At 72.3% G+C, this 22,262-nt stretch carries 17 protein-coding genes; 8 read left to right on the top strand and 9 right to left on the bottom strand.

The window, feature by feature from the left end:
• On the bottom strand, window positions 1-1,511 hold a 1,511-nt coding region (locus AB0L33_RS33835), incomplete at its 3' end, for a discoidin domain-containing protein (protein ID WP_365687450.1).
• Window positions 1,512-1,975: 464 nt separating this feature from the next.
• Between AB0L33_RS33835 and AB0L33_RS33840 the strand changes: the two genes are divergently transcribed.
• Window positions 1,976-3,421 carry a helix-turn-helix transcriptional regulator gene (locus tag AB0L33_RS33840; RefSeq protein ID WP_365687452.1) on the top strand — a complete coding sequence of 482 codons (1,446 nt, stop codon included), beginning with the start codon at window positions 1,976-1,978 and terminating at the stop codon, window positions 3,419-3,421.
• Between the two features lie 63 nt (window positions 3,422-3,484).
• Here AB0L33_RS33840 and AB0L33_RS33845 read toward each other — a convergent pair whose 3' ends face one another.
• The gene (locus AB0L33_RS33845) at window positions 3,485-6,967 is read right to left on the bottom strand and encodes a M28 family peptidase (RefSeq protein WP_365687484.1); all 3,483 of its coding nucleotides are present in this window, start codon (window positions 6,965-6,967) and stop codon (window positions 3,485-3,487) included.
• Window positions 6,968-7,300: 333 nt separating this feature from the next.
• Between AB0L33_RS33845 and AB0L33_RS33850 the strand changes: the two genes are divergently transcribed.
• Window positions 7,301-8,221: an aldo/keto reductase gene (locus AB0L33_RS33850; RefSeq protein WP_365687453.1), complete on the top strand. Its 921-nt coding sequence runs from the start codon at window positions 7,301-7,303 to the stop codon at window positions 8,219-8,221.
• A complete protein-coding gene (locus AB0L33_RS33855; RefSeq protein ID WP_365687454.1) occupies window positions 8,218-9,210 on the top strand; it encodes an aldo/keto reductase in 993 nt (330 codons plus the stop codon). Before AB0L33_RS33850 ends, AB0L33_RS33855 begins: the two co-directional genes overlap by 4 nt.
• Here the strand turns inward: AB0L33_RS33855 and AB0L33_RS33860 are convergent, their stop codons facing one another.
• The 3 genes from AB0L33_RS33860 to AB0L33_RS33870 form a co-directional block, all read right to left on the bottom strand.
• The gene (locus AB0L33_RS33860; RefSeq protein WP_365687486.1) at window positions 9,211-10,290 is read right to left on the bottom strand and encodes a serine/threonine-protein kinase; all 1,080 of its coding nucleotides are present in this window, start codon (window positions 10,288-10,290) and stop codon (window positions 9,211-9,213) included.
• Window positions 10,291-10,492: 202 nt separating this feature from the next.
• The gene (locus tag AB0L33_RS33865; RefSeq protein ID WP_365687455.1) at window positions 10,493-10,966 is read right to left on the bottom strand and encodes an Lrp/AsnC family transcriptional regulator; all 474 of its coding nucleotides are present in this window, start codon (window positions 10,964-10,966) and stop codon (window positions 10,493-10,495) included.
• A 140-nt stretch (window positions 10,967-11,106) separates the two neighbouring features.
• Entirely contained in the window at window positions 11,107-11,697 is a 591-nt protein-coding gene (locus tag AB0L33_RS33870; protein WP_365687457.1) for a lytic polysaccharide monooxygenase auxiliary activity family 9 protein, read from the bottom strand.
• A gap of 333 nt (window positions 11,698-12,030) precedes the next feature.
• Between AB0L33_RS33870 and AB0L33_RS33875 the strand changes: the two genes are divergently transcribed.
• Together AB0L33_RS33875 and AB0L33_RS33880 are read left to right on the top strand one after the other, a co-directional pair.
• Window positions 12,031-13,524, top strand: coding sequence for an FUSC family protein (locus tag AB0L33_RS33875; protein ID WP_365687458.1), 1,494 nt, complete (start codon window positions 12,031-12,033; stop codon window positions 13,522-13,524).
• Between the two features lie 124 nt (window positions 13,525-13,648).
• Entirely contained in the window at window positions 13,649-14,695 is a 1,047-nt protein-coding gene (locus AB0L33_RS33880; RefSeq protein ID WP_365687460.1) for a lactonase family protein, read from the top strand.
• A 61-nt stretch (window positions 14,696-14,756) separates the two neighbouring features.
• Here AB0L33_RS33880 and AB0L33_RS33885 read toward each other — a convergent pair whose 3' ends face one another.
• Both AB0L33_RS33885 and AB0L33_RS33890 read right to left on the bottom strand, forming a co-directional pair.
• A complete protein-coding gene (locus AB0L33_RS33885) occupies window positions 14,757-15,680 on the bottom strand; it encodes a hypothetical protein (protein ID WP_365687462.1) in 924 nt (307 codons plus the stop codon).
• Between the two features lie 138 nt (window positions 15,681-15,818).
• Entirely contained in the window at window positions 15,819-16,829 is a 1,011-nt protein-coding gene (locus tag AB0L33_RS33890) for a BadF/BadG/BcrA/BcrD ATPase family protein (protein ID WP_365687463.1), read from the bottom strand.
• A gap of 85 nt (window positions 16,830-16,914) precedes the next feature.
• Here AB0L33_RS33890 and AB0L33_RS33895 point away from each other — a divergent pair, with 85 nt between their 5' ends.
• Window positions 16,915-17,592: a uracil-DNA glycosylase gene (locus tag AB0L33_RS33895; protein ID WP_365687464.1), complete on the top strand. Its 678-nt coding sequence runs from the start codon at window positions 16,915-16,917 to the stop codon at window positions 17,590-17,592.
• Between the two features lie 10 nt (window positions 17,593-17,602).
• Here the strand turns inward: AB0L33_RS33895 and AB0L33_RS33900 are convergent, their stop codons facing one another.
• Both AB0L33_RS33900 and AB0L33_RS33905 read right to left on the bottom strand, forming a co-directional pair.
• Window positions 17,603-18,691 (bottom strand): exo-alpha-sialidase, encoded by a 1,089-nt coding sequence (locus AB0L33_RS33900; RefSeq protein WP_365687465.1) that lies wholly within the window; start codon window positions 18,689-18,691, stop codon window positions 17,603-17,605.
• A gap of 114 nt (window positions 18,692-18,805) precedes the next feature.
• Window positions 18,806-19,864, bottom strand: coding sequence for a LacI family DNA-binding transcriptional regulator (locus tag AB0L33_RS33905; protein WP_073865235.1), 1,059 nt, complete (start codon window positions 19,862-19,864; stop codon window positions 18,806-18,808).
• A gap of 214 nt (window positions 19,865-20,078) precedes the next feature.
• Here AB0L33_RS33905 and AB0L33_RS33910 point away from each other — a divergent pair, with 214 nt between their 5' ends.
• Window positions 20,079-21,329: an extracellular solute-binding protein gene (locus AB0L33_RS33910; RefSeq protein ID WP_365687491.1), complete on the top strand. Its 1,251-nt coding sequence runs from the start codon at window positions 20,079-20,081 to the stop codon at window positions 21,327-21,329.
• 2 nt (window positions 21,330-21,331) lie between these two features.
• The gene (locus tag AB0L33_RS33915) at window positions 21,332-22,261 is read left to right on the top strand and encodes a sugar ABC transporter permease (protein ID WP_365687467.1); all 930 of its coding nucleotides are present in this window, start codon (window positions 21,332-21,334) and stop codon (window positions 22,259-22,261) included.
• Window position 22,262: the final 1 nt, after the last annotated feature.

Genomic DNA, 22,262 nt, shown 5'->3' on the forward strand with positions numbered 1-22,262 from the left:
AGCAGTCCGGCCAGCTTCACGCCGTCCACGTCACCGACCTTGAGGGCGGTGACCCCGTTGTCCGGGACGATCGTCGCCAGGCCGAGGCCCAGCACGACGGTGTTGGCGCGGTCGATGCTGATCGTCTGGTTCACGTGGTAGACGCCGGGCGTGAACAGCAGGTGCAGGCCCTGCTGGACGGCCGCGTTGATGGTGGCGGCGGTGGCCCCCGGCTTGACGACGTAGAACTGGCTCAGCGGGATGGACTCGCCCTGCGGGGTCCCGTTCCAGGAGACGCCGCGCGCGTTGGTGCGCTTGGCGGGGACGAACACCTTGTAGGTGTTGCCGTCCAGGTAGAGGAACGGCTTCTCGCGGGAGACCGGGGTGTTGTCGAGGGTGGTGTAGGGAGGGTTGGGGAAGCTCTGGGCGGGCGCGCCCTCGACGCCGGAGAACGTCATGTTCCAGACGCCGTTGCCCCAGCTGCCGATGGAGCTGTCGCGGGTGTACCACTGCTGCTGCGAGTACGGACCGACCTGGCCGTCGATCTTGCTGTCGGCGATGTACCCGCCGCTCGCCCAGCCGTAGCCGTTCGGGGCGAGGTTGAGGCCGCCCTTGACGTGCATCCGGCGGAACGGCGCGGCCTGCGAGACCGCCCAGCGGTCGGTGCCGTTCACCGGGTTCAGCGCCAGGTTCTCCGCCGAACGCCAGAAGTTCTGCGTGGCGTTGCCGTTGAACCAGCCCGCGTCCACGGTGACATCACCGTTGAACGTGGTGTCATCGGGCTTGAGGCCGAGGCCGGAGATCGAGGTGTAGAAGCCGATCTGCGCGTTGATGTTGTTGTACGTGCCCGGCTTGAACAGCAGCGCGTAACGGCCGTTGCCGAACTGCGCCGACTCCTGCTGGTGGAAGATCTCGTCCACCTTGGCCTGGATGTTGGGTGTCGACGGGTCGAAGACCAGGACGTTCGGACCGAGGTCGCCGCCGCCCGGGATCTGCGTGCCGCCGTCGCCGCCCGTGGTGCCGAACACCTGGAATTCCCAGAGCGAGTAGCCGTATCCGGTGGCGCGGGTGGTGCCGGTCAGCCGCACGTAGCGGGCCGTGCCCGAGACGTTCAGCGTCTCGTCGCCGCCGGGGCCCGTGGTGGTCGAGTAGGCGGTGCTCCACGTGCTGTTGTCCGTGGAGAACTCGATCTTGTAGCTCTTGGCGTACGCGGCCTCCCACTTGAGCGCGATCTGGCTGACCGAGGCGGAGGTGCCGAGGTCGACCTTGATCCACTGCGGGTCGGAGAAGGCGCTCGACCAGCGGGTGCCGTTGTCACCGTCGACGGCGGCGGTGGCGGGGGTTCCGTCGCTCTCCTGGCTGGACGTGGTCACCGTCTTGCCCTGGGAGAGCAGGGAAGGGGCCGCGGTGGCCGCGGTGGAGGGCACGAAGGCGAGCAGTGAGACGACGAGGCCGGTGACGGCGGCCAGTACGCCGGTGCGTCTTCTTCCGGTCGAACGTGCGGGTCTGCGGAGCGAGGGGGGTCCATACATGGGGCTTGTCTCCTGAGTCGCGGAACGGGTGCACGACACGAAGCCGGAGAGCGCTCTCTCCGGCCGATGGGGATACTTCACCCTGGCTCCCGACGCGTCAATAGGTGTGCAACGACAGCTTGTTCAGGTGGCCTTGAGGACAACACTTGACGACGGAAAGCTCACGAGTGTCCGTGTTGCGGCCGTCTTGACAGCGCCTCGCGCCCGGGAACTGACGGTGCGTCGGTTCAGTTGCTGACGGGGCGCGTACGAGGAGTGAATGAGGCGACGCGGGTCGTTGCCACCGCAATTCCCGGGCGGGTACGGAAGGCGACCCGGCCGCCGTACTTCGAACCTCCGCGCCTGTTACCGGACATGTTGCTGCCGCCCCGGGGACAGCGGGCCCGGCCCCTCGCTATCCTCCGGGGCATGAGCCGTGAGCGTGGCGCGAGAAGCGCCGCTGACCTGGCACGACGAGGCCCGGGGTGACCGGGACGACGGGCCCCGCACCCGCGGACGTCCGGAGTGCCGAGGCATGGCGGGCGTTCGGCGCCCGGCTGCGACTGAGGCGCAGGGGGGCCGGTCTCACCCAGGCCCAGGTGGGCGCCCGGGTCGGCTACGACCACACCGCCATCAGCAAACTCGAACACGGCAGCCGCCGCACCCCGCTCCCGCTGGCCCGCCGCCTGGACGAGCTGCTGAGGGCCGACGGAGATCTCGTCGCCGCCTGCGAGGAGGCCGAGGAACGGGAGCGGGCACGGGCACTGCCCGTCGCGCCCGGGCCGCCCCTGCCCGATCCGGTCCGGCAGGGCCCGCTGCCCGGCGAGCCCGCCGGGGGCGAACTGGCGGCGATGCTTCCATCGGGGGCCGTCCTGCCCGACCGGCTGCCGGCGTACGGCCTGGTCTGCCCGCTGCACGGACGCGACGGCTGCGCGGTACCCGCGCTCGCCGACGTCGTCGCCCTGCACGCGCGGTTCTGCGCCCTCGGGCCCGACGCCGCGGGCCGCCCCGCCCTGGACGCCGACACGGTGCACGCCCTGACCGCGCTGCTCGCCGTCTGCCTGCGCGCCGACGAGGAGCGCGCCTGGCCGGGAGCGACCGCCGTGGTCGAGCGCACCCTGCACGCGATGCTCCGCTGGATGGCGCTCCCGGCCGCCCCGTACCAGCGCCAACTCGCCCCGCTGGCGGCCGAGTACGCGCAGTCGGCCGGCTGCCTCAGGCTCCTGTGGGGGCGCAACGGCACGGCGATGGCCTGGCTCGACCGGTCCCTGGCGTGGGCGGCCATGTCCGGCCACGTCGGCGTCCGGGTCGCGGCACTCAGCGACATGAGCACCCTGGCCCGCCTCGAAGGCGACGGCCCCTCCGCCCTCGCGTACGGCGAAGCCATCCGCCCGGCCGCGGCGGGCCGGCACTGGGCGGGGGCGATGAGCGACCTGTACCAGGCACGCGGCCACGCGGTGCGCGGTGACGCCGGCCGCACCCTGCACCACATCGGCCGGGCCTGGTCGCAGATGGACCTGGCCGACGAGCGGGACGAGGCGGAGGCGCCCTGGCTCTCCGTCGCCTCCGTGCGCCTGCGGGTGGAGTCCGGCGCGGCGGGCGCGCTGCGCGACCTCGCCGCCGCGACGGGGGAGCGCCGCTACGCGCTGCGCGCCCTGGACGCGGCCGGCAGCGCGATCCGGCTGCTGCCGCCGGGCCTGCACTCGGCCCACAAGCTGTTCCTGGCCCGCACGGCGGACGCGTACGTCTGCGCGGGCGAACCGGCCGCCGCTTCGGCCGTGGCCGGACCGGTCCTGGACAGCACCGAGGTGCACCCCGCGACCCTGCTCGGCCAGGAGCTGCGCGGACTGTACGGACGGCTGGCCGGCCGCGCCGACGGGCGTACGGAGACCGAGGACTTCGTCCGCAGGCTGGCCGCCGTCGTCCGCTGAGCACGGACACCGGCAGGGGCGGGGCGTGTGGATCACGCCCCGCCCCCGCCCGTGCCCGATGGGTCAGCTCACATCGAGGGCGACATCGTCCAGGACGAAGCTGGTCTGCAGATAGGCGTCCTCGCTACTGGTGAAGCCCAGCGTCACCGTCTGCCCGGCCGCCGACGCGACGTCGAACGTCTTCAGCACATAGCTGTTGGTGGCGTCGAGATTCGAGTACGTGGCCAGCGTCCGCGAGCCCAGCTTCACGGTGAACGTGTCGTACGCGTTCCCGTCGGGCGTCTCGGCCGTGTCCGTGCGCAGATAGAACGACAGCCGGTACGACGAGCAGCCGGCCGGAACGGTCAGCGACTGGGTGGCGGTGTCGCTGTGGGTGCTGCCCCAGCCGCCGAACCACGCCTGGTAGGAGCCGCTGTGCGCGGGCTTCTCGGAGGTCCGGTTGTTGATGACACCGTCGGTCTGCGTCCATGGCGCGGTGCCGTTCTCGAACCCGCCGTTGGTCACGACCTGCCGGGGCTGGCAGGTGCCGCCGCCCCCGACCACCAGCGAGTACGTGGTGGTGTGCGTGGCCGTGCCGGTGCCGGTCACGGTGAGCGTGTACGTACCCGCCGCGGCCTGGGCACTGGCCGAGACCGTCATCGTGGCCGACGAGCCGGACTGCACGGAGGTGGGCGAGAAGGAGACGGTGACGCCGCTCGGCGCACCGGACGCCGTCAGCCGCACGCTCTGCGCGGAGCCGCTGGTGGTGGCCGTGGACACGGTCGCGGTGACCGAGGAGCCCGGCTGGACGCTGCCCGAGACCGGGTTCACCGAGACGGAGAAGTCGTCGCCGGGCGCGGTGGAGCCGACCGCCGTCTTCCACAGCGTGTACGCGACCCCGTCGGCGCTGCGGTCGAGCGCGGTGGCGTTGATGTTGGCGGTGGTGTCGCACGAGGAGTGGTAGCACGGGTCGTACGAGCGGCCCGCCGTGCCGCCCCACTTGGCCGCCTGCGCCGAGGTCTTGGTGTCACTGGCGCCGGTGGCGTAGCCGGAGGTGGCGATCCCGCCCTGCTGGAAGGAGTAGTCGTCGGAGCGCCCCTGGCCCTCGACGTTCTCCTCCGGGGCGAGCCCGAGGGAGGCCCAGTACTCCTTCATCGGGGCCGAGGCGGCCGAGTTGAGGTTGTTGATGAAGTAGCCGCCGTTGACCGAGGCGACCATGTCGAAGTTGTAGTACGCGGTGATGGCGCTGCGCTGCGCCGAACTCAGCTGGCTGACGTAGTACTTGGAGCCCTGGAGGCCCTGCTCCTCGCCGTTCCACCAGGCGAACCGGACGTGCTTGGTCATGGTGGGGTTCTGCTGGGCGAGCGCGAGCGCGTTCTCCAGCAGGGTCGCCGAGCCGGAGCCGTTGTCGTTGATGCCGGGCCCGGCGGAGACGCCGTCCAGGTGGGCGCCGAACATCACGGTGCTGTCGGAGGGCCCGCCCGGCCAGTCCGCGATGAGGTTCTTGCCGGAGTAGGTGCAGGTCGCGCAGGTCTGCTCGGTGACGGTGTAACCGGCCGCCTGCAGTTTGCCCTTCACGTAGTTGAGCGAGGCGGTGTATCCGGCGCTGCCCGCCCGCCGGTTGCCGCCGTTCTGCGAGGCGATGGTGCCGAACTGCGTCAGGTGGGCCTGCACATTGGCGACGCTGATGTCGGGCGCGGTGCCACCCGGGTTGCCCCCGCCGTCATTGACCGTCAGCGTGTACTGGGCGGTGTGCTCCTGGGTGCCCGCGCCCTTCACGGTGAAGGTGTACGAGCCGGGGGCGGCGGCCGACGTGGTCGACACGGTCATCGTAGACGTGGCGCCGGACTGGACCGAGGACGGGCTGAAGGAGGCGCTCACCCCGCTGGGCAGGCCGCTGGCGGACAGGTTCACCGTCTGGGCGCTGCCGGAGGAGATCGTCGTACGCACGGTGGCCGTCACGGAGCTGCCGGGCTTCACCGAGCCCGACGCCGGGTCCAGGGACAGCGAGAAGTCGTTGTTGCCGCTCGGCGAGCAGGTCGGGTCACCGCTCTGGGCGGGCACACTGACCGCGTCCCACGCCGCCTTGGCGCGGTTGTAGAGCGTGCAGCTGGTGTCGAGGTTCTTGGCCGCCGTCAGGGTGGCCGTGCGGTAGCGCTTGTACGTCATGCCGCTGGTCTTCAGGAGCATGCCGCCGTAGAACACCTTGCCGGCGCTCTGGATGCCCACCCCGGTCACCGTGGAGTTGTTGCAGGTCGGGCTGGACGGCTTGCCGCCACCGGGGTTCGAGCCCTCGGCGAGCAGATAGAACCAGTGGTTGAGGGGCCCGGCCGCCGCGTGCTCCTCGGTGTTGGGTATGGAGGAGCTGTAGCAGTTCGGGTCGCCGATCTGACCGGGGTTGTACATGATCCGGATCGGCCCGTTGCCGACGAGGTTGATCTTCTCGCCGACGGTGTAGTCCGGGTCGTCGTACGGGGCCGGCTCATTGGTGTACGCCTCGGTCAGCGCGCCCATGATGTCGCCGGTGGCCTCGCCGAGCCCGGACTCGTTGTTGGCGCCGCCCGGGGTGTACTGGTCGATGCCGTGGCCGAACTCGTGGCCCACGACGTCCATGGCGCCGATCCACTGGTTGGCCTGGTTGTGCCCGATGGAGACCGTGGAGCCGTCCCAGTAGGCGTTGACGTCGTTGAGCCCGACCTTGACGGGCCAGCTGCGGCCGTTGCCGTCGTGGCCGTTGCGGCCGAGCCAGTCGCGCAGCATGTCCCACTCGTGCTGGGCCGCCCACATCACGTCGACGCAGCCGGTCTCCTTGCTGGACGCGCTGCCGGTGCCCCAGGAGTCGGTGGACTTGGTGAACACGCTCCCGGTGCTGTAGTCGGCGCAGCTCAGACCGGGGCGGCTCGGGTCGCGCAGCGAGTAACTGCCGCCGGACGAGGTGGTGTTGATGTTGAGGGGACTGGGCCCGTTCCACTGGCTGTTGCCGGTGCCGGCCCGGACGTCGTCGTAGCTGTCGATGACCGCGCCGGTGCCCGCGTCCACGAACACGTGCAGCCGGCTCGGCGCCTTCGCGGTCCGGCCGGTGAGCACGGTCTCCCAGGCGAGCCGGGAGCGCTTGTCGGTGGCCCGTACGACGAGCCGGTGGCTCTCGACCTCGTCCACCGTGCGCAGTTGCTTGCGCGAGGTGGCCTCGGCGGCCTTCGCGGAAACGGTCGCGGTGGTGGGCACGTTGATGCGCCGCGAGACCGCCGACTGCGAACCGCGCACCCGCCCCTTGGAGTCGGCCACCACGACCGCGTCGCCGCCGACCACGGGCAGTCCGCGGTAGGTGCGCTCGTACGCGACGGAGTAGAGGCCGTTGATCCACGGGGTGACCATCCGGCGCTCGTAGCGCTCCTCCGGCCCCTTGGCCAGGGTGTCGAGCCCGCTGGCCGCGGCCTTGTCGGCGGCCGTGACGGCGGTGGTGAGTGCCTTGGGGGCGGGCGGCGGTGCGGGGTCCGCGGAGGCGGACGGGCCGCTGACGGCGACCAGCATCCCGGCGAGGACGGCCAGGGTCGTCCCGGCCGTCATCGGTCTGCGTTTCATCGAGGCTCCTCGTGGTGTCCGTGATCGAGCGACCGAACACTCACATGTGGTCATGACCTCGTCAACGAACTACGGGCGCCTGCAGGGGAGTTGGCAAGTCTCGTCAAGTCGGGCGCACGCACTGCGGGAAACGCGTGGAGAAGAGGGGGGATGGACAGGCGGGGAGGCGGACGTTATCCTGCACTCTCACCAGACGGTGATCTACACGCAACTGTCGAGGCGAGCATATCACTGAACCAGGCAATAGCGCAAGCACTTCTGGCTCCCCCTCAAGCGCCACCCCTCTTCCCGTCCGAACCCACAAGGAAGGCACCAGCCTTGACCTCGCACTCCCTCACCGCAGCGGCCGCCGGCACCTGGCGGCTCGGTGATCTGACCGTCAACCGGATGGGCTTCGGCGCCATGCGGCTGACCCAGAACGGCCGGGCGTTCAGCGACGAGCGCACCCCGCACGACCGGGACCGGGCCGTCGCGGTGCTGCGCCGCGCCGTCGAGCTGGGCGTCAACCACATCGACACGGCGGCCTTCTACTTCTCGCCCCTGCGCTCGGCCAACGAGCTGATCAACCGGGCGCTCGGCCCCTACCCGGACGACCTGGTCATCACCACCAAGGTCGGTCCGGGCCGCGGCCCCTCCGGCGACTGGCTCGACTGGGCCCGCCCCGAGCAACTGCGCGGCCAGGTGCAGGAGAACATCCGCCAGCTCGGCCGCGACCACCTCGACGTCGTCAACCTCCGGATGAACGGCAACCGCCCGGTCTCCGACCTCTTCGGCGCCCTGGCCGAGCTCCGCGAGGAAGGGCTCATCCGCCACCTCGGGCTCTCCAACGTCTGGCCGGAGCAGATAGCCGAGGCCCAGGCCATCGCCCCCGTCGTCTGTGTGCAGAACCGCTACGGCATCGGCGAGCGGCGCGCCGACTCCCAGGAGGTCCTGCGCATGTGCGGCGAACGGGGCATCGCCTTCGTCCCCTTCTACGCCATCGCGGGCGCCGGCCGCGAGTCCGGGGCCGTCGCCGAGCACGAGGCGCTGCTCGACGTGGCCCGCGCCCGGGACGTCTCGCCCGCCCAGGTCCGGCTGGCGTGGACCCTCCAGCAGGGCCCGCACGTGCTGGCCATCCCGGGCACCGGCAACCCCGCCCACCTGGAGGCCAATGTGGCGGCGGGCGCCCTGCGGCTCACCGACGAGGAGATGGCGAGGCTCACCGCGCTCGGGCAGGCCGCCGGGGCGGACGTAGCATGATCCCCATGGAACAGCGCGAACTGGGCAGGACCGGACGTAACGTGTCGGTCGTCGGACAGGGCACCTGGCAACTCGGCGGGGACTGGGGCGAGGTCCGCGAGGAGGACGCCCTCGGGGTGCTCGACGCGGCCGTCGAATCGGGGGTCACCTTCTTCGACACGGCGGACGTCTACGGGGACGGCCGGAGCGAACAGCTCATCGGCCGCTATCTGAAGGAACGGCCCGACGCCGGGGTCTTCGTCGCGACGAAGATGGGCCGCCGCGTCGACCAGGTGCCGGAGAACTACACCCTGGACAACTTCCGCGCCTGGAACGACCGTTCCCGCGCCAACCTGGGCGTCGACACGCTCGACCTCGTCCAGCTGCACTGTCCGCCCACCGCGGTCTACTCCTCGGACGAGGTGTACGACGCGCTGGACACGCTCGTCGCCGAGCAGCGGATCGAGGCCTACGCGGTCAGCGTCGAGACGTGCGCCGAGGCGCTGGCGGCCATCGCCCGCCCCGGAGTGGCGAGCGTCCAGATCATCCTCAACCCGTTCCGCCTCAAGCCGCTGGACGAGGTCCTGCCGGCGGCGCGGGAGGCCGGGGTCGGGATCATCGCCCGGGTGCCGCTGGCCTCCGGTCTGCTCTCGGGCAAGTACACCGCGGACACCGTCTTCGCGCCCGGGGACCACCGCACGTTCAACCGGCACGGCGAGCAGTTCGACCAGGGCGAGACCTTCTCCGGCGTCGACTACGAAACGGGTGTGGCGGCCGCCGCCGAGTTCGCCGCGCTCGCCCCCGAAGGCGCGAGCCCCGCGCAGACGGCACTGCGCTGGATCATCCAGCAGCCGGGCGTCACCAGCGTCATCCCCGGCGCGCGCTCGACGGAGCAGGCACGGGCCAACGCGGCCGCCGCCGCGCTCGCCCCGCTCCCGCAGAGCACGCTGGACGCGGTGCGCGACCTCTACGACCGGAGGTTCCGCGCCGCGGTCCACGGCCGCTGGTAGTCACCGCCCGGAGAACAGGCTCATCCCCAGGAACACGGCCACCAGGAAGGCGATCGCACCCGCGATGGCACTGGCCACCCGGGGCCGGCGCCGGATCGCCTCCCCGGCGGTCCGGCGCCGGGCCTTCCCGCCGGTCCTGACCGCCGCGCGCCGCCCGTGCCCCTGCCCGGACACCGGTGCGTGTCCCGCCGGTGCCTGCGGGAGCCGGTACGTGGTGGGCGCGCCGGAGTCCGCTCCGGGCAGCGGCGCGGGCGCGGGGGGTGCGGTGGGGAGGGGTACGGGGGCGGGCGCCGGGTGGTGCGGCGGCAGCGGTTCCGGGCGGCCCCGCCAGGCGTCCCCGCTGAACCAGTCGGCGACCTGCTGGGCGGTGGGCCGGTCCTCCGGCTGCTTGGCGAGCAGACCGAGCAAGTACGCGTCGAATGCGGCGGGGACGTCCACGCCGCGCTGACGCAGCGGCACCGGAGGCGTGTCCACGTGCTGGTACAGGGTGGCCGTCGCGGTGTCGGAACGGAACGGCGGCTCACCGAGCAGCAGTTGATAGACGACGCAGCCGAGCGAGTACATGTCGGACGCGGCGTCGGCGGTGCGGCCGAGCGCCCGCTCCGGGGCGAGGTAGAGGCTCGTCCCGACGATGTGGCCCGTCGTCGTCAGCGCGGCGGACGGGTCGTCCACGAACTGCGCGATGCCGAAGTCCCCGATCTTGACGGTGCCTTCGCCGTCCAGCATGAGGTTCCCGGGCTTGATGTCGCGGTGGACGATGCCCTGCCGGTGCGCGGCGGCCAGTCCGGCGGCGGCCTGCCCCGCGATGCGGGCGGCCTGTTCGGGGCCCAGCCGTTCCTGGGCCAGCAGCAGATCCGCCAGGCTCCGGCCCTCGACCAGCTCCATCACGAGGAAGAGCCGGTTCTCCCAGGCCCCGAAGTCGAAGACGGCCACCAGGTGGGGGTGGCTCAGGCGGGCGGCGGTCTGGGCCTCCAGGCGGAACCGGGCGGTCGCCGACTCGTCGGCGTGTTCCCCGAGGAGCAGCTTCACGGCGACGGACCGGCCGAGGACTTCGTCGGTGGCCCGCCAGACCTCACCCATGCCGCCCCGGCCGATGGCGGATATCAGCCGGTACCGACCAGCAACCAGCACCTGTGCACACCAATCTCGATGGCTCGGGCCCAGGGCCTGGCCGAGGACCGCTTCGACTGCCGCGGCGACGGCCTCGCCGGGGCGAGAGCGGGGTGGGGGGCGCGGCAAGATCAGGATATCCGGCGCGCGGAGCCCGTACGACCGGCCCTCCTCAATGGGCGGCGCCGCCCAGCGATTCGACCAGCGGGAGCAGCCGGTGCGGCACGCGTTCGCGCAGCGCGACCTCGGTCCGGGTCCGGACCACGCCGGGCAGCCGGATGAGCCGCTGGATGACGTCCTCCAGGTGCCCGTTGTCCCGGGCGACCACCCGGGTCAGCAGGTCGCCGCCGCCGGTGGTCGAGAACGCCTCGATGATCTCGGGCACGGCGGCGAGCGCGTCGCCGACCTCGTCCAGATGGCCCTGCGTGACCTCCAGGTGCACGAAGGCGAGGACGGGGTGGCCGAGTGCGGCGGGCGAGAGGAAGGGGCCGCTCCCGGTGATCACACCGTCCCGCTCCAGCCGGTCGATGCGCGCCTGGAGGGTGCCCCGGGCGATGGACAGGATGCGTGCGTACTCGCGCACGCTCGTCTGCGGCTGCTCGATGAGCAGCCGCAGGATACGGGTGTCGAGCGCGTCCACCGCCATGCTCAGCCGGCCTCTTTCGGTGCGTCCTCCGGGGGCCAGCGACTGTATCAACGGCCGTCGTGCGCGGCGGCCCGAGCGTCACCGTCCCGGCCGGATGTGCCCCGCGCACGGGCGGGTGGCGCGGGGCACGGGCCGGACGGTCAGAACTGCACGTCGGAGCAGGCGTAGAACGCGTTGCCGGTGTCGGCGATCGTCCACACGCCGAGGATCAGGTGCTTGCCGGACTTCTGCGGCAGTACGCCGGAGTGGCTGACCGTCGAGCCGGGCAGCCGTCCGCCGAAGGGCACCGTGAGGAACGGCTGCGTCTCCAGGTCGGCCCGGGTGAGCGGCTGGGTGGGGTCGTAGCCGTCCTTGGTGATGTAGTACCGGAAGTCGGTCGTGGCGTGCCGCGCCTCGATCCGCCAGTTGAACGTGTAGTTCTGGCCCGCGGTGACCTTGGTGGCGGGCCAGGCGCCGCCGCGCGGGTCGTCCAGCTCGGAGAAGCGGCCGATGCCGCCCGAGCAGATGTGGCCGTCCGCCGGTCCGCGGGTGGGGAAGCCCTTGGGACCCTCGACGCTCGGCGGCTCCCACTGGATCTGGCCGCAGCGCTTGACGGTGCCGATGCCGCAGAGCTGCTGCCGGCTGATCGGCGAGTCGGTGTAGCCGTGGCTCTGGGCGGGTGCCGAGGTGGCCAGCAGGGTCGCGCCGGCGACCGCCAGCCCGGCCAGTAATGACGTGATCTTCTTGCGCATACGTCGCTCCTGGAGATGTGGGGTGATGTCCGGAGAGTGCTGCGGTCTAGACCAAGGGTGAGCGTAACGATGGCAATTTGACATGTCTAGACCAAGGAAAGACTGGTTGTGCGGCGGCTCTCCCCAGGTGCTGGTCCGTTGGCTGCCGGCTGGTCGCCCACATGCAGCCTCGGGTGTGCCAATGGTCCAGTGAAGCGAGTTCAATTTGAGCCAACCGCCCTTCGGATGGTCTGATGGATCCGTCGATGGCGCTGCGGACCTCCGCGGCGCCTTTTTCGTGCCTGAACTCGTGCCTGGAAGGGAGAGCCGGTGGACCGGAGTGGGGGAGCAGCTGTGCTGAGGAAAGCGTTCGTGGCCCGGGACCCCGGCCGGATGCGGCTGCGCTTCGCCTGCCGCGCGGTGCTCGGCATCGGGCTCGCCGTCGTGGTGTGCGGGCTCGCCGGTCACTCCCTCGTGGCGGCCATCACGGGCGGCCTGGCCGCGCTGCTCGCCCTGTTCACCGTGACCGACCCCACGGTCCGGGGGCAGGCGGTCACCACCGCGCTGCTGCCTGCCGTCGGCTTCCCGGTGCTGGCGCTCGCCGCCCTGCTCCACGACCACCCGCTCGCCCGCGACACCGCGTTCCTCGCGGTCATGGGGGCGGGGGTCTACGCGCGGCGGTGGGGGCCGCGCGGGCACTCACTCGGCGTCTTCGCCTTCATGGCCTTCTTCACCACGCAGTTCCTCCACACCCTGCCCGGACAGCTCCCCGAGCTGTACTCCGCCGTCGCCCTCTCCCTGCTCGCCGCGTCGGCCGTCCGCTTCGGCCTCTGGTGCTACGAGCGCCGGCTGACCGCCCCCGCCGTGCCCGCCCCGCCCGCCGGCACCGGCCTGGCCAGGGTCACCACCCGCCAGGCCGTCCAGGCCGTCACCGGCGGAGCCGTCGCGCTCATGGCCGGACAGCTGATGTCCGACCAGCGCTGGTACTGGGCGGTGGGGGCCACCTGGTGGGTCTTCGTGAACACCGCCTCGCGCGGCGAGACCCTGGTACGCGGCTTCCGCCGGGTCCTCGGCACCCTCATCGGCATCCCGGTCGGCCTCGCCGTCGTCGTCCCGCTGCACGGGGCGCCCGTGCCGACCGCCCTGGTCGTCGCCGCCGGGGTGTTCGGGATCTTCTACACGGCCGCGGTCTCCTACACCTGGATGATGCTCTCGGTGACGGTCATGGCCGGTGCCCTCTACGGCTCGCTGGGCGTGCTCGACCCCGGGCTGCTCGCCCTGCGGCTCGGTGAGACCGCCGTCGGCGCGCTCGGCGCGATGCTCGCGGTCCTGTGCGTCCTGCCCGTCACCACGCACGCCACGACCGACGCCTGGATCCAGCGCGCCCTGCGCTGCGTGCACGCCTGCACCGAGGAGGCCGCCGCCCGCCTCTCCGGCTCCGCCACCGCCGACCCGGCCCCGCGCGTCGCCGAGCTGGAGGCGCTCCTCGGGCGCGTCCGCCTCTCGCTCGCCCCGCTGGTCCACCCGCTCAGCCCGCTCCGCGCCCGCCGGGCCCGGGCCGCACACGTGCTGGCCCTGCTGGACGAGTGCGCCCGCGAGGTGCGAGGGCTCGCCTCGGTGGCCGCCGATCCGGAGGCGTCCCACGACGCCCGGCTCGCCGCGGCCTGCTGGCGCGTCGAGAACGCGGTCGAGGCCCTGACCGGCCGTACGCCCGTCGCGTCCGCCGTCCCGGCGCACCCGGCCGCCACCGAACCCGCCCTCGCCCACCTGCACAGCCTGGAACGCGCGCTCGCCGAACTGGCCGCGCCGCTGCACAGCCCGCCCCGCGCCCCCCTCGTCGCCGCCTGACCCCCTGCGGCGCGGGCCCGGACCCGGCACCCTTGGTCTAGACCGCACCGGTGCACTGCTACCGTCGCCGCAAAAGATCACGACGACCACGTCCGCCGCGCACAGCCGGCGGGGAGGAGTAGCGGTGGACAGCAGCAACGGAACGGGGCGGGCATTCATCGGGTCGTTCACCTCGGCGGGCGGGCGGGGCGTCACCGTCGCCGCCGTGGACGCGGAGACCGGTGCGCTCACGGTCCTGGGGGCCACGGACGCCGTGCCCGACCCCTCCTACCTGGCGCTCGGCCCCGGCGGCACGGTCCTCTACGCGGTCAGCGAGACCGAGCCGGGCGGTGCCGCGGCCCTCGACGTCAGCACGGACGAACCCCGTCTCCTCGGCGCGGTCCGGCCCGTGGACGGCGACGGCCCCACCCACCTCACCCTCGCCGCCGGCCACCTGGTCACCGCGAACTACGGCTCGGGCAGCGTCAGCGTGCTGCCCGTCGCCGGGGACGGCACCCTCGGCCCCGTCGCCGCGGTCCTCGCGCACGAGGGCGGCGGCCCGGTCGCGGACCGCCAGGAGGGCCCGCACGCCCACCAGGTCCTGCCCGACCCCTCCGGGGCCTGGGTGCTCAGCGTCGATCTCGGCACCGACTCGGTGCGGGTCTGCGCGGTCGATCCGGCCACCGGCGAGCTGCGCCCGCACGGCGAGACGGCCCTGCGCGCCGGCACCGGCCCGCGCCACCTGGCCTTCCACCCCTCCGGCCGTCACGCCTACGTGCTGAACGAGCTGGAGCCCACGCTCACCGTGTGCCGCTGGGACGCCACGGCCGGGGTCCTGGAACCGGTCGGCGAGACCCCGGTGCTCCCCGAGGGCGTGACCGTCGAGAGCTACGCCTCCGAGGTCGTCGTCGCCCGCGACGGCCGTTTCGTCTGGGCCGCCAACCGAGGCCACGACAGCATCTCCGTGCTCGCGCTCGACGCGGCCGGCGAGCACCCGGCCCTGGTCACGACGGTGGGCTGCGGCGGGCACTGGCCCCGCGACCTCGCGCTGGACCCGGCCGGGCGCCGGCTCTACGCGGCCAATGAGCGCAGCGGGAACGTCGCCTGGTTCACCGTCGACCCGGAGACCGGTGTCCCGGCCCACGGGGGCACCCTGGACGCCCCGGCGGCGTCCTGCGTGGTCTTCGGCTGAGAACGGCGAGGCCCCGGCGCCGGACTGCCGTCCGGGCCGGGGCCTCACACCTGCCGAAGGGTCAGCGGGCCTGCGCCCCCTGGGCCACCGCGGGAGTGATCCCGAGGGCCGAGGCGTACATCGAGAGGACCAGCTTGCCGATCGCCGGATACGCGCCTAGCGGCTCGGCGCTCGCGCAGCCGGCCTCCTTCGCGGCAGCGTCCAGCAGGCCGTCCGCCACCTCGGGGCCCACCAGGTACGGCGCCACGGCCAGCTGGAGCGAGCCGGAGCCCTTCAGCTGATCGGCGATCGCGGCGACCGAACCCTCCACGTCGAGCGCGGCGGCCATCACCGGCACCGCGAGCCGGGCCGCGAGCAGCATGCCCGTGATCCCCGCCGCCTGCACGGCCTCCTCGCCGCCCACCGTGGCCAGCACGATGCCGTCGGCGGCCGTCGCCACCGTGAAGAGCCTCGCCCGGTCCGCGCGCGCCAGGCCGGCCTCCGACAGCCGGACGTGCAGCGCCTCGGCCAGCAGCGGGTGCGGACCGAGCACATCGGTGAGCTCCGCCGGGGCCTCGCTGTCGGTGATCGCCTGACGTATCCGCTGCACCAGCGCGCTGTCCGGACCCGCCAGCAGCGGGACCACCACGGCGGCCGGGCCCTCGGGCTCGGCGACCTCTCGGCCCACGGCCAGCGCCTGCTCGTAGCGCGCGGTGCGCTCGGCGGCGGAATGCGCGATCACGGAGGCCAGCGCCGGATACTCGGCGTCGTCCCCGTCCACGTAGCCGATCAGGGCGTTCAGACCGGGCAGCTCGGAACGGGCGATGCTGATGACCTCCTCGGCCAGACTGCGGCTGGTCGAGGAAGGGGTACCGGGAACGGCGAGAACGAGCGCGGCAGCGCCCTCGGGTGCGACCACGGGCTCCGGGCGGCGGTGCCGTCCGGACTGGCGAGGTCGCGGCATTCGTACAGGCAGGCCGGAAGCGGGCCCAGTGGGGGTGCTCATGGCGCCGCATGCTACTGGTTTCGGACGGCTCCCTGCTCGGGGAGGGGCCGGTGGGGCGGCCTCTGTCCGCTTTTATCCGATCAGTGGCTTACCGGGCAACTGCCCTGATCTGTCGTCGGCGTTCACGCGTCCGTCGCCCTACGGGCGGGGCCCGGATGCCGGAACGCAGAGCAGCGTCGGGTGGTGCGGCAGTCGCAGCTCCCCGGTGTCGAGGGCCTGGGCGATGCGCAGCGCACCGATCAGGGGATCACCCGAACCGGGGACCGCCCGAGCCCGGGGCAGCAACCGCGCCAGCTCTTCGCGCAGCGGTGCGAGCAAGGGCTCGCCCATCCGGAACAGCCCGCCCGTCAGCGCGACTTCGCAGGCTTCCCGGTCCGCTTCCGCCTCCGGGCACACCGCCGCCGCCGCCTCCGCGATGTGCGCGGCGGCTGCCCGCAGGATGCCCTCGGCGACCGGGTCGCGGTCGGCGCACGCGGCCACCTCAGGCGCGAACGAGGCGAGCAGCGCGGGCCGGTCGGCGCGCGGGTAGAGCAGACCGGGCAGCTCCCGCGGTGGTCCGAACACCGTCTCCAGGCGGGCCAGCAGCGCGGGCGAACCGCCGCGCCGCCCGTCGTACGCGCGCATCGCGGCGTCCAGCCCGGCGCGCCCGATCCAGGCGCCGCCCCCGCTGTCGCCCAGCAGGTGCCCCCAGCCGTCCGCCCGCCGCCACTGGGCCAGGTCGGTGCCGAGCGCGATCAGTCCGGTGCCGGCGGCCACCACCGCGCCCGGCCGCTGCCCGACCGCCCCGGCGTACGCGGTCACCGCGTCCGCCGCGAGCGCGATCCGGCGCACCCCCAGCGCGTCCGCCAGGGCGCCCGGCAGTTCGGCGCGCAACTCGTCGCCCAGCGTCGCCATCCCCGCGGCACCGACCGCCGCGGCGGTGATCCGCCCGCCCGGTCCGTGCGCGTCGAGCAGGCCGCGTACGGCGGGCAGCACCTGGTCCAGGAGGTGGGCGGCGTCGATGCCGCGCGGTCCGGTGCGCACCGGACCACCGCAGGCGACGGTGGCCAACGGGGCGTCCGAACCGGCCGTGCCCAGCGCCACCCGGAGCCCGGAGCCGCCCGAATCCACACCGAGTACATACGTGCCCGGTCGTCCGTGTGACGTCATGGACCGGCTCCCGGGGACGAAGGGGTGAGGGACGGGCAGCACCCTATCCCCGGGGTGCCGTGTTGCGCCGGTAGGGTGATCTTTCGTGACAGCGCGACCGTTGAACGAAGTAGTCGAGCCCGGCTGGGCCGAGGCCTTGGCCCCCGTGGCGGGGCGCATCGCGGCGATGGGCGATTTCCTGCGTGCGGAGGTCGCGGCCGGCCGCACCTACCTCCCCTCCGGGGCGAACGTGCTGCGCGCGTTCCAACAGCCCTTCGAGGACGTGCGGGTCCTGATCGTCGGTCAGGACCCGTATCCCACCCCGGGGATGGCGATCGGGCTGAGCTTCGCGGTCTCCCCGGACGTGCGACGGCTGCCGGGCAGCCTGGAGAACATCTACCGGGAGCTCAACGCCGACCTCGGGCTGCCCCGCCCGTCGAACGGCGACCTGACCCCGTGGACCCGCCAGGGCGTACTGCTGCTGAACAGGGCGCTGACCACCGCGCCCCGCTCACCCGGCGCCCACCGCGGCAAGGGCTGGGAAGAGGTCACCGAGCAGGCCATCCGTGCCCTGGCCGCCCGGGGCAAGCCACTGGTGTCCGTGCTCTGGGGCCGCGACGCCCGCAACCTGCGGCCGCTGCTCGGCGATCTTCCGGCCATCGAGTCCGCCCACCCCTCCCCGATGTCCGCCGACCGCGGCTTCTTCGGGTCCAGGCCGTTCAGCCGGGTCAACGAACTCCTCGTCGCCCAGGGCGCCGAGCCGGTCGACTGGCGACTTCCGTAGGGAGCACGCCTCACATCTCGACCGCCGCCGCCCGTACGCACAGCACGTCCGGGAGATGCGAGGCGAGCTGCTGCCAGCTGTCCCCGTCGTCCGCGCTCGCGTACAACTCGCCGTTGCGGTTGCCGAAGTAGACCCCGGCCGGGTCCGCGTCGTCCGTGCAGAGCGCGTCGCGCAGCACCGTGCCGTAGTGCGCGCTCTCCGGCAGGCCCGCCGACAGCGGCTCCCAGTGGGCGCCCGCGTCGGTGGTCCGGAAGACCCGGCAGCGGTGCCCGGCGGGCACCCGGTCGGCGTCGGCGTTGATCGGGAAGACGTACGCCGTGTCCGCGCGGTGCGGGTGGGCGGCCACGGCGAAGCCGAAGTCCGACGGCAGGCCCGCGCCGATGTCCGTCCAGTTGCCCCCGGCGTCGTCGCTGCGGAAGACGCCCCAGTGGTTCTGGAGATAGAGGCGGTCCGGATCGGCCGCGTCCCGGCTGACCTTGTGCACGCACTGGCCGAACTCGGGGTCCGGGTCGGGCAGGAAGACGGCCGAGACCCCCTTGTTGGCCGGGGCCCAGCTCGCGCCGCCGTCCGCGGTCCGGAACACCCCGGCGGTGGAGACCGCGACCGTCACGGCGCGCGCGTCCCGCTCGTCGGTCAGGATCGTGTGCAGCCCCTCGCCGCCGCCGCCGGGCACCCACCGCGAACGCGTCGGGTGCTCCCACAGCGGGCGCACCAGCTCGAAGGACTCGCCGCCGTCCTCGGACCGGAAGAGCGCGGCCGGCTCCGTGCCCGCGTAGACCACGCCGGGCGCCTCGGAGCCCGCCGGCTGCAACTGCCACACCCGCTCCAGCGAGGTGCCGGTGAACTCGGGGAACTTCACCGCCGGGGTCTTCGGCTCGACCCAGCTCGCACCCAGGTCGTCGGAGTGGAAGACGGAGGGGCCCCAGTGCGCGCTGTCCCCGCCGACCAGCAGCCGGGGCCGGTCGCCCCGGGTGTCGATGGCGACCGAATAGATCGCCTGGGCGTTGAAGTGCGGCTCATCGAACTCCCACGCACCGCCGCGCCTGCGGCCGATGAAGAGCCCCTTGCGGGTGCCCACGGTGAGCAGTACATCGGTCATGACCGAACCTCCCGAAACGCCGTTGTGCCGGATATCGGTCAGTCTGCACCCCGGCACTGACAGCGGCCCGGACCACGGCCCGGGGTGTCCCTCCCGGGTCCGGGCGCAGCCGTCTCAGCGGCAGGGCGGTGCCGTGCTGCTGCGGACCACCAGATTCGTCGCCAGGTCCACCCGGGTCGTCGCGGGCTGCCGGCCCCGGCCCAGGTCCAGGACCAGCCGGGCCGCCGTCTCGGCCATCTCGATCAGGGGCTGGCGCACCGTGGTCAGCGGCGGCCCGATCCACCGGGTCAGCGGCAGGTCGTCGAAGCCCACGACGCTCAGGTCCTCCGGGATGCGCAGACCGAGCTCGCGCGCCGCCTCGTACACACCGAGGGCCTGGAGGTCGTTGCCCGCGAAGACGGCGGTCGGCCGGTCCGCCGAGCGCAGCAGCTCCATCCCGGCCGCGTACCCCGCCTCGTGCGAGAACTCGGCCTCGCGGATCAGTGACGCGTCTATCGGGATGCCCGCCGTCTCCAGGGCGGCCCGGTAGCCGTCCACCCGGGCCCGGCTGCACATCATCCGGGTCGGTCCGCCGACCACGCCGATCCTGCGGTGGCCGAGGCCGGTGAGGTGGCGGGTCGCGGCGAGGCCGCCCTGCCAGTTCGTCGTGCCGACCGACGGGATGTCGTCGCCCGGGTCTCCGGCCGGGTCGACCACCGCGTACGGGATGCTGCGGCTGGTGAGCTGCGCGCGCTGGGCGGCGGTGAGGTCGGACAGCACCAGGATGACGCCGACCGGGCGGCGGGCCAGCACCCCGTCGACCCAGGTCTGCCCGGGGCTGAGGCGGCCCGCGCTCTCCGAGAGGACCAGGCTCAGCCCCTCCTCGCGCGCCACGTTCTCCACCCCTCGCACGACCTCCATCGCCCACGCGCTGTCCAGCTCGTGGAAGACCAGGTCGATGAGTTGCGACTGCGTGGTCGAGCCGCGTCTGCGGCGGTAGCCGTGCTGGAGCAGCAGCTCCTCGACCTTGGTGCGCGTACCGGGCGCGACATCGGCGCGACCGTTCAGCACTTTCGAAACTGTCGGAGCCGAGACTCCGGCCGCTCGGGCGATTTCCGCCAGCGTGGCAGTGCCGTCCGACGGCGCTGCGGCAGGCGCATTCTCCTGATGTGACTGGACGTTTGCGGGGCTCATAGAGCGAATCGTAGCCGCCTTGCGCGCCATAGGTCCCAGGAGCCCCGGCGAAAAATTCGGTGTCCGCGACCTCTTGACTGGCCGGAAACCCAACCGTACGGTTCCGGCAACATTCGCAAGCAACTCCGAAAGATTCGACAGAGGTGCGGTCATGCGGTCGGGAATTTTCACTCAGGGCAAGCGCGCGGCGAGATGGACCGCCGCCGGTGCGGCCATGGTCATGGCGGGAGTCCTGGCGGGTTGCGGATCGGACAGCGGCAGCGGCAGCGGCGGTGGCGGCACACTGACCGCGTACGTCTACGGCGACGACGCGGTCAAGGTGCAGCAGGCGGCGGTCAAGGAGTTCAACAAGACCTCCGACGTCAAGGTCAAGCTCGTCTCGGTGCCCGGTACCGACTACGTCAACAAGCTCCGCAGCGCCATGGGTTCCCCCAGCGCCCCCGACATCTTCTTCAACTGGGGCGGCGGCTCCATCAAGCCGTACGTCGACGCGAACCAGCTGGTCGACCTGACCTCGACGTTCAAGAACGACGCCACCCTGAAGGACGGCTTCCTGCCCTCGATCGTCACGGCTGGCAGCCTCGACGGGAAGGTCTACGGCGTCCCGATGCGCGGGATGCAGCCCGTGATGCTCTTCTTCAACAAGACCCTCTTCGCCGAGAACGGCGTCACGGTCCCCAAGACGTGGGAGGACCTGCAGAAGGCCATCAAGACCTTCAAGGACAAGGGCATCACGCCGTTCGCCCTCGGCGGGTCCGACAAGTGGCCCGAGCTGATGTGGATGGAGTACCTGCTCGACCGGATCGGCGGCCCGGACGTCTTCCGCAAGATCCAGAACGGTGACAGCTCCGCCTGGGGCGACCCGGCCGTCCTGAAGACCGCCCAGACCGTCAAGCAGCTCGTCGACGACGGCGCCTTCGGCGAGAACTTCAACTCCGTCGACTACGGCAACGGCGGCGCGCCCACCCTGCTCAACAAGGGCAAGGCGGCCATGCACCTGATGGGCTCGTGGGAGTACTCCACCCAGCTCGGCAAGGCGCCCGACTTCGCCAAGAAGGACCTGGGCTGGACGAACTTCCCGACCGTCGCGGGCGGCGTCGGCGACCCGGCCGACGTGGTCGGCAACCCCACGAACTACTGGTCGGTGAACGCCCGCACCAAGCACAAGGACGCGGCCATAGCCTTCCTCAAGACCATGGCCTCCAAGTCCTACGCGCAGGCCCTCGTGGACAACGGCGACGTGCCCACCACCTCCAACGCCGCCTCCATGCTGAGCGGATCGCCGAACCCGAAGTTCGCCACCGACCAGTACGAGATGGTCCAGAAGGCCCCCGACTTCACCCTGTCGTGGGACCAGGCGCTGGAGGCCAAGATCGCCACCCCGCTGCTCACCGAGATCAGCAAGCTGTTCGCCGGCAAGTCCACGCCCGAGCAGTTCGTCGCCGCAATGAAGGCCGTCAAGTAACAATGTCCCACGTCTCCTCGTCACCGAAGGTGCGCGGAGGACGGAAGGCGGCCGTCGGAAACGTCGGCCGCCCGCCGGTCGCCTGGGCGCTGCCCGGCATCCTCTTCTTCGCCCTCTTCGCGATCGTCCCGCTGGCGATCGCCGTGTACCTCTCCTTCTGCCACTGGGACGGGCTGAACTCCCCGACCTCCGCCGGCACGGGCAACTGGACCCGGCTCTTCAAGGACCCCGAGTTCCGCCAGGCCGCCTGGCTCAGCCTGCTCCTCACCACCATCAGCTGGGTCTTCCAGACCCCGGTGGCCCTGCTCCTCGGCGTCTGGGCGGCCGGCCGGCAGCGCAGCCGCGCCGTGCTCTCCGCGATCTTCTTCGTCCCGCTGCTGCTCTCCACCACCGCCATCGCGATGCTGTTCCACGCGCTGCTCGACCCCAACTTCGGGGTCATCAAGGAGATCGGTCCCTGGTTCGGCATCGACCCGAACATCATGGGTTCGTCCACCGGCGCCCTGCTCACCGTGGCGTTCGTCGGCGGCTGGCAGTTCATGCCCTTCCACACCCTGATCTACCAGGGCGGCACCCGGCAGATCCCGCAGGTCCTCTACCAGGCCGCCGAGATCGACGGCGCCGGGATGTTCCGGCAGTTCTTCCACATCACCCTGCCGCAGCTGCGCAACACCATCACGACCTCCTCGGTCCTGATGATCGTCGGCTCGCTGACGTACTTCGACACCGTGCTCATCATGACCAAGGGCGGTCCGGGCACGGACACCACCATCCTGCCGTACCTGATGTACCGCACCGGTTTCCAGACCTACGACCTCGGGTACGCCGCCGCGATCGCGACCGCCCTCGTCGTCGTGGCCACCGCGATCTCGCTGATCCTCGTCCGCTTCAGCGGCTTCGGGAACATGCGCTCCACCCGGGAAGGTATGTGAC

The organism is Streptomyces sp. NPDC052299, assembly GCF_040679335.1.
GTDB lineage: Bacteria > Actinomycetota > Actinomycetes > Streptomycetales > Streptomycetaceae > Streptomyces.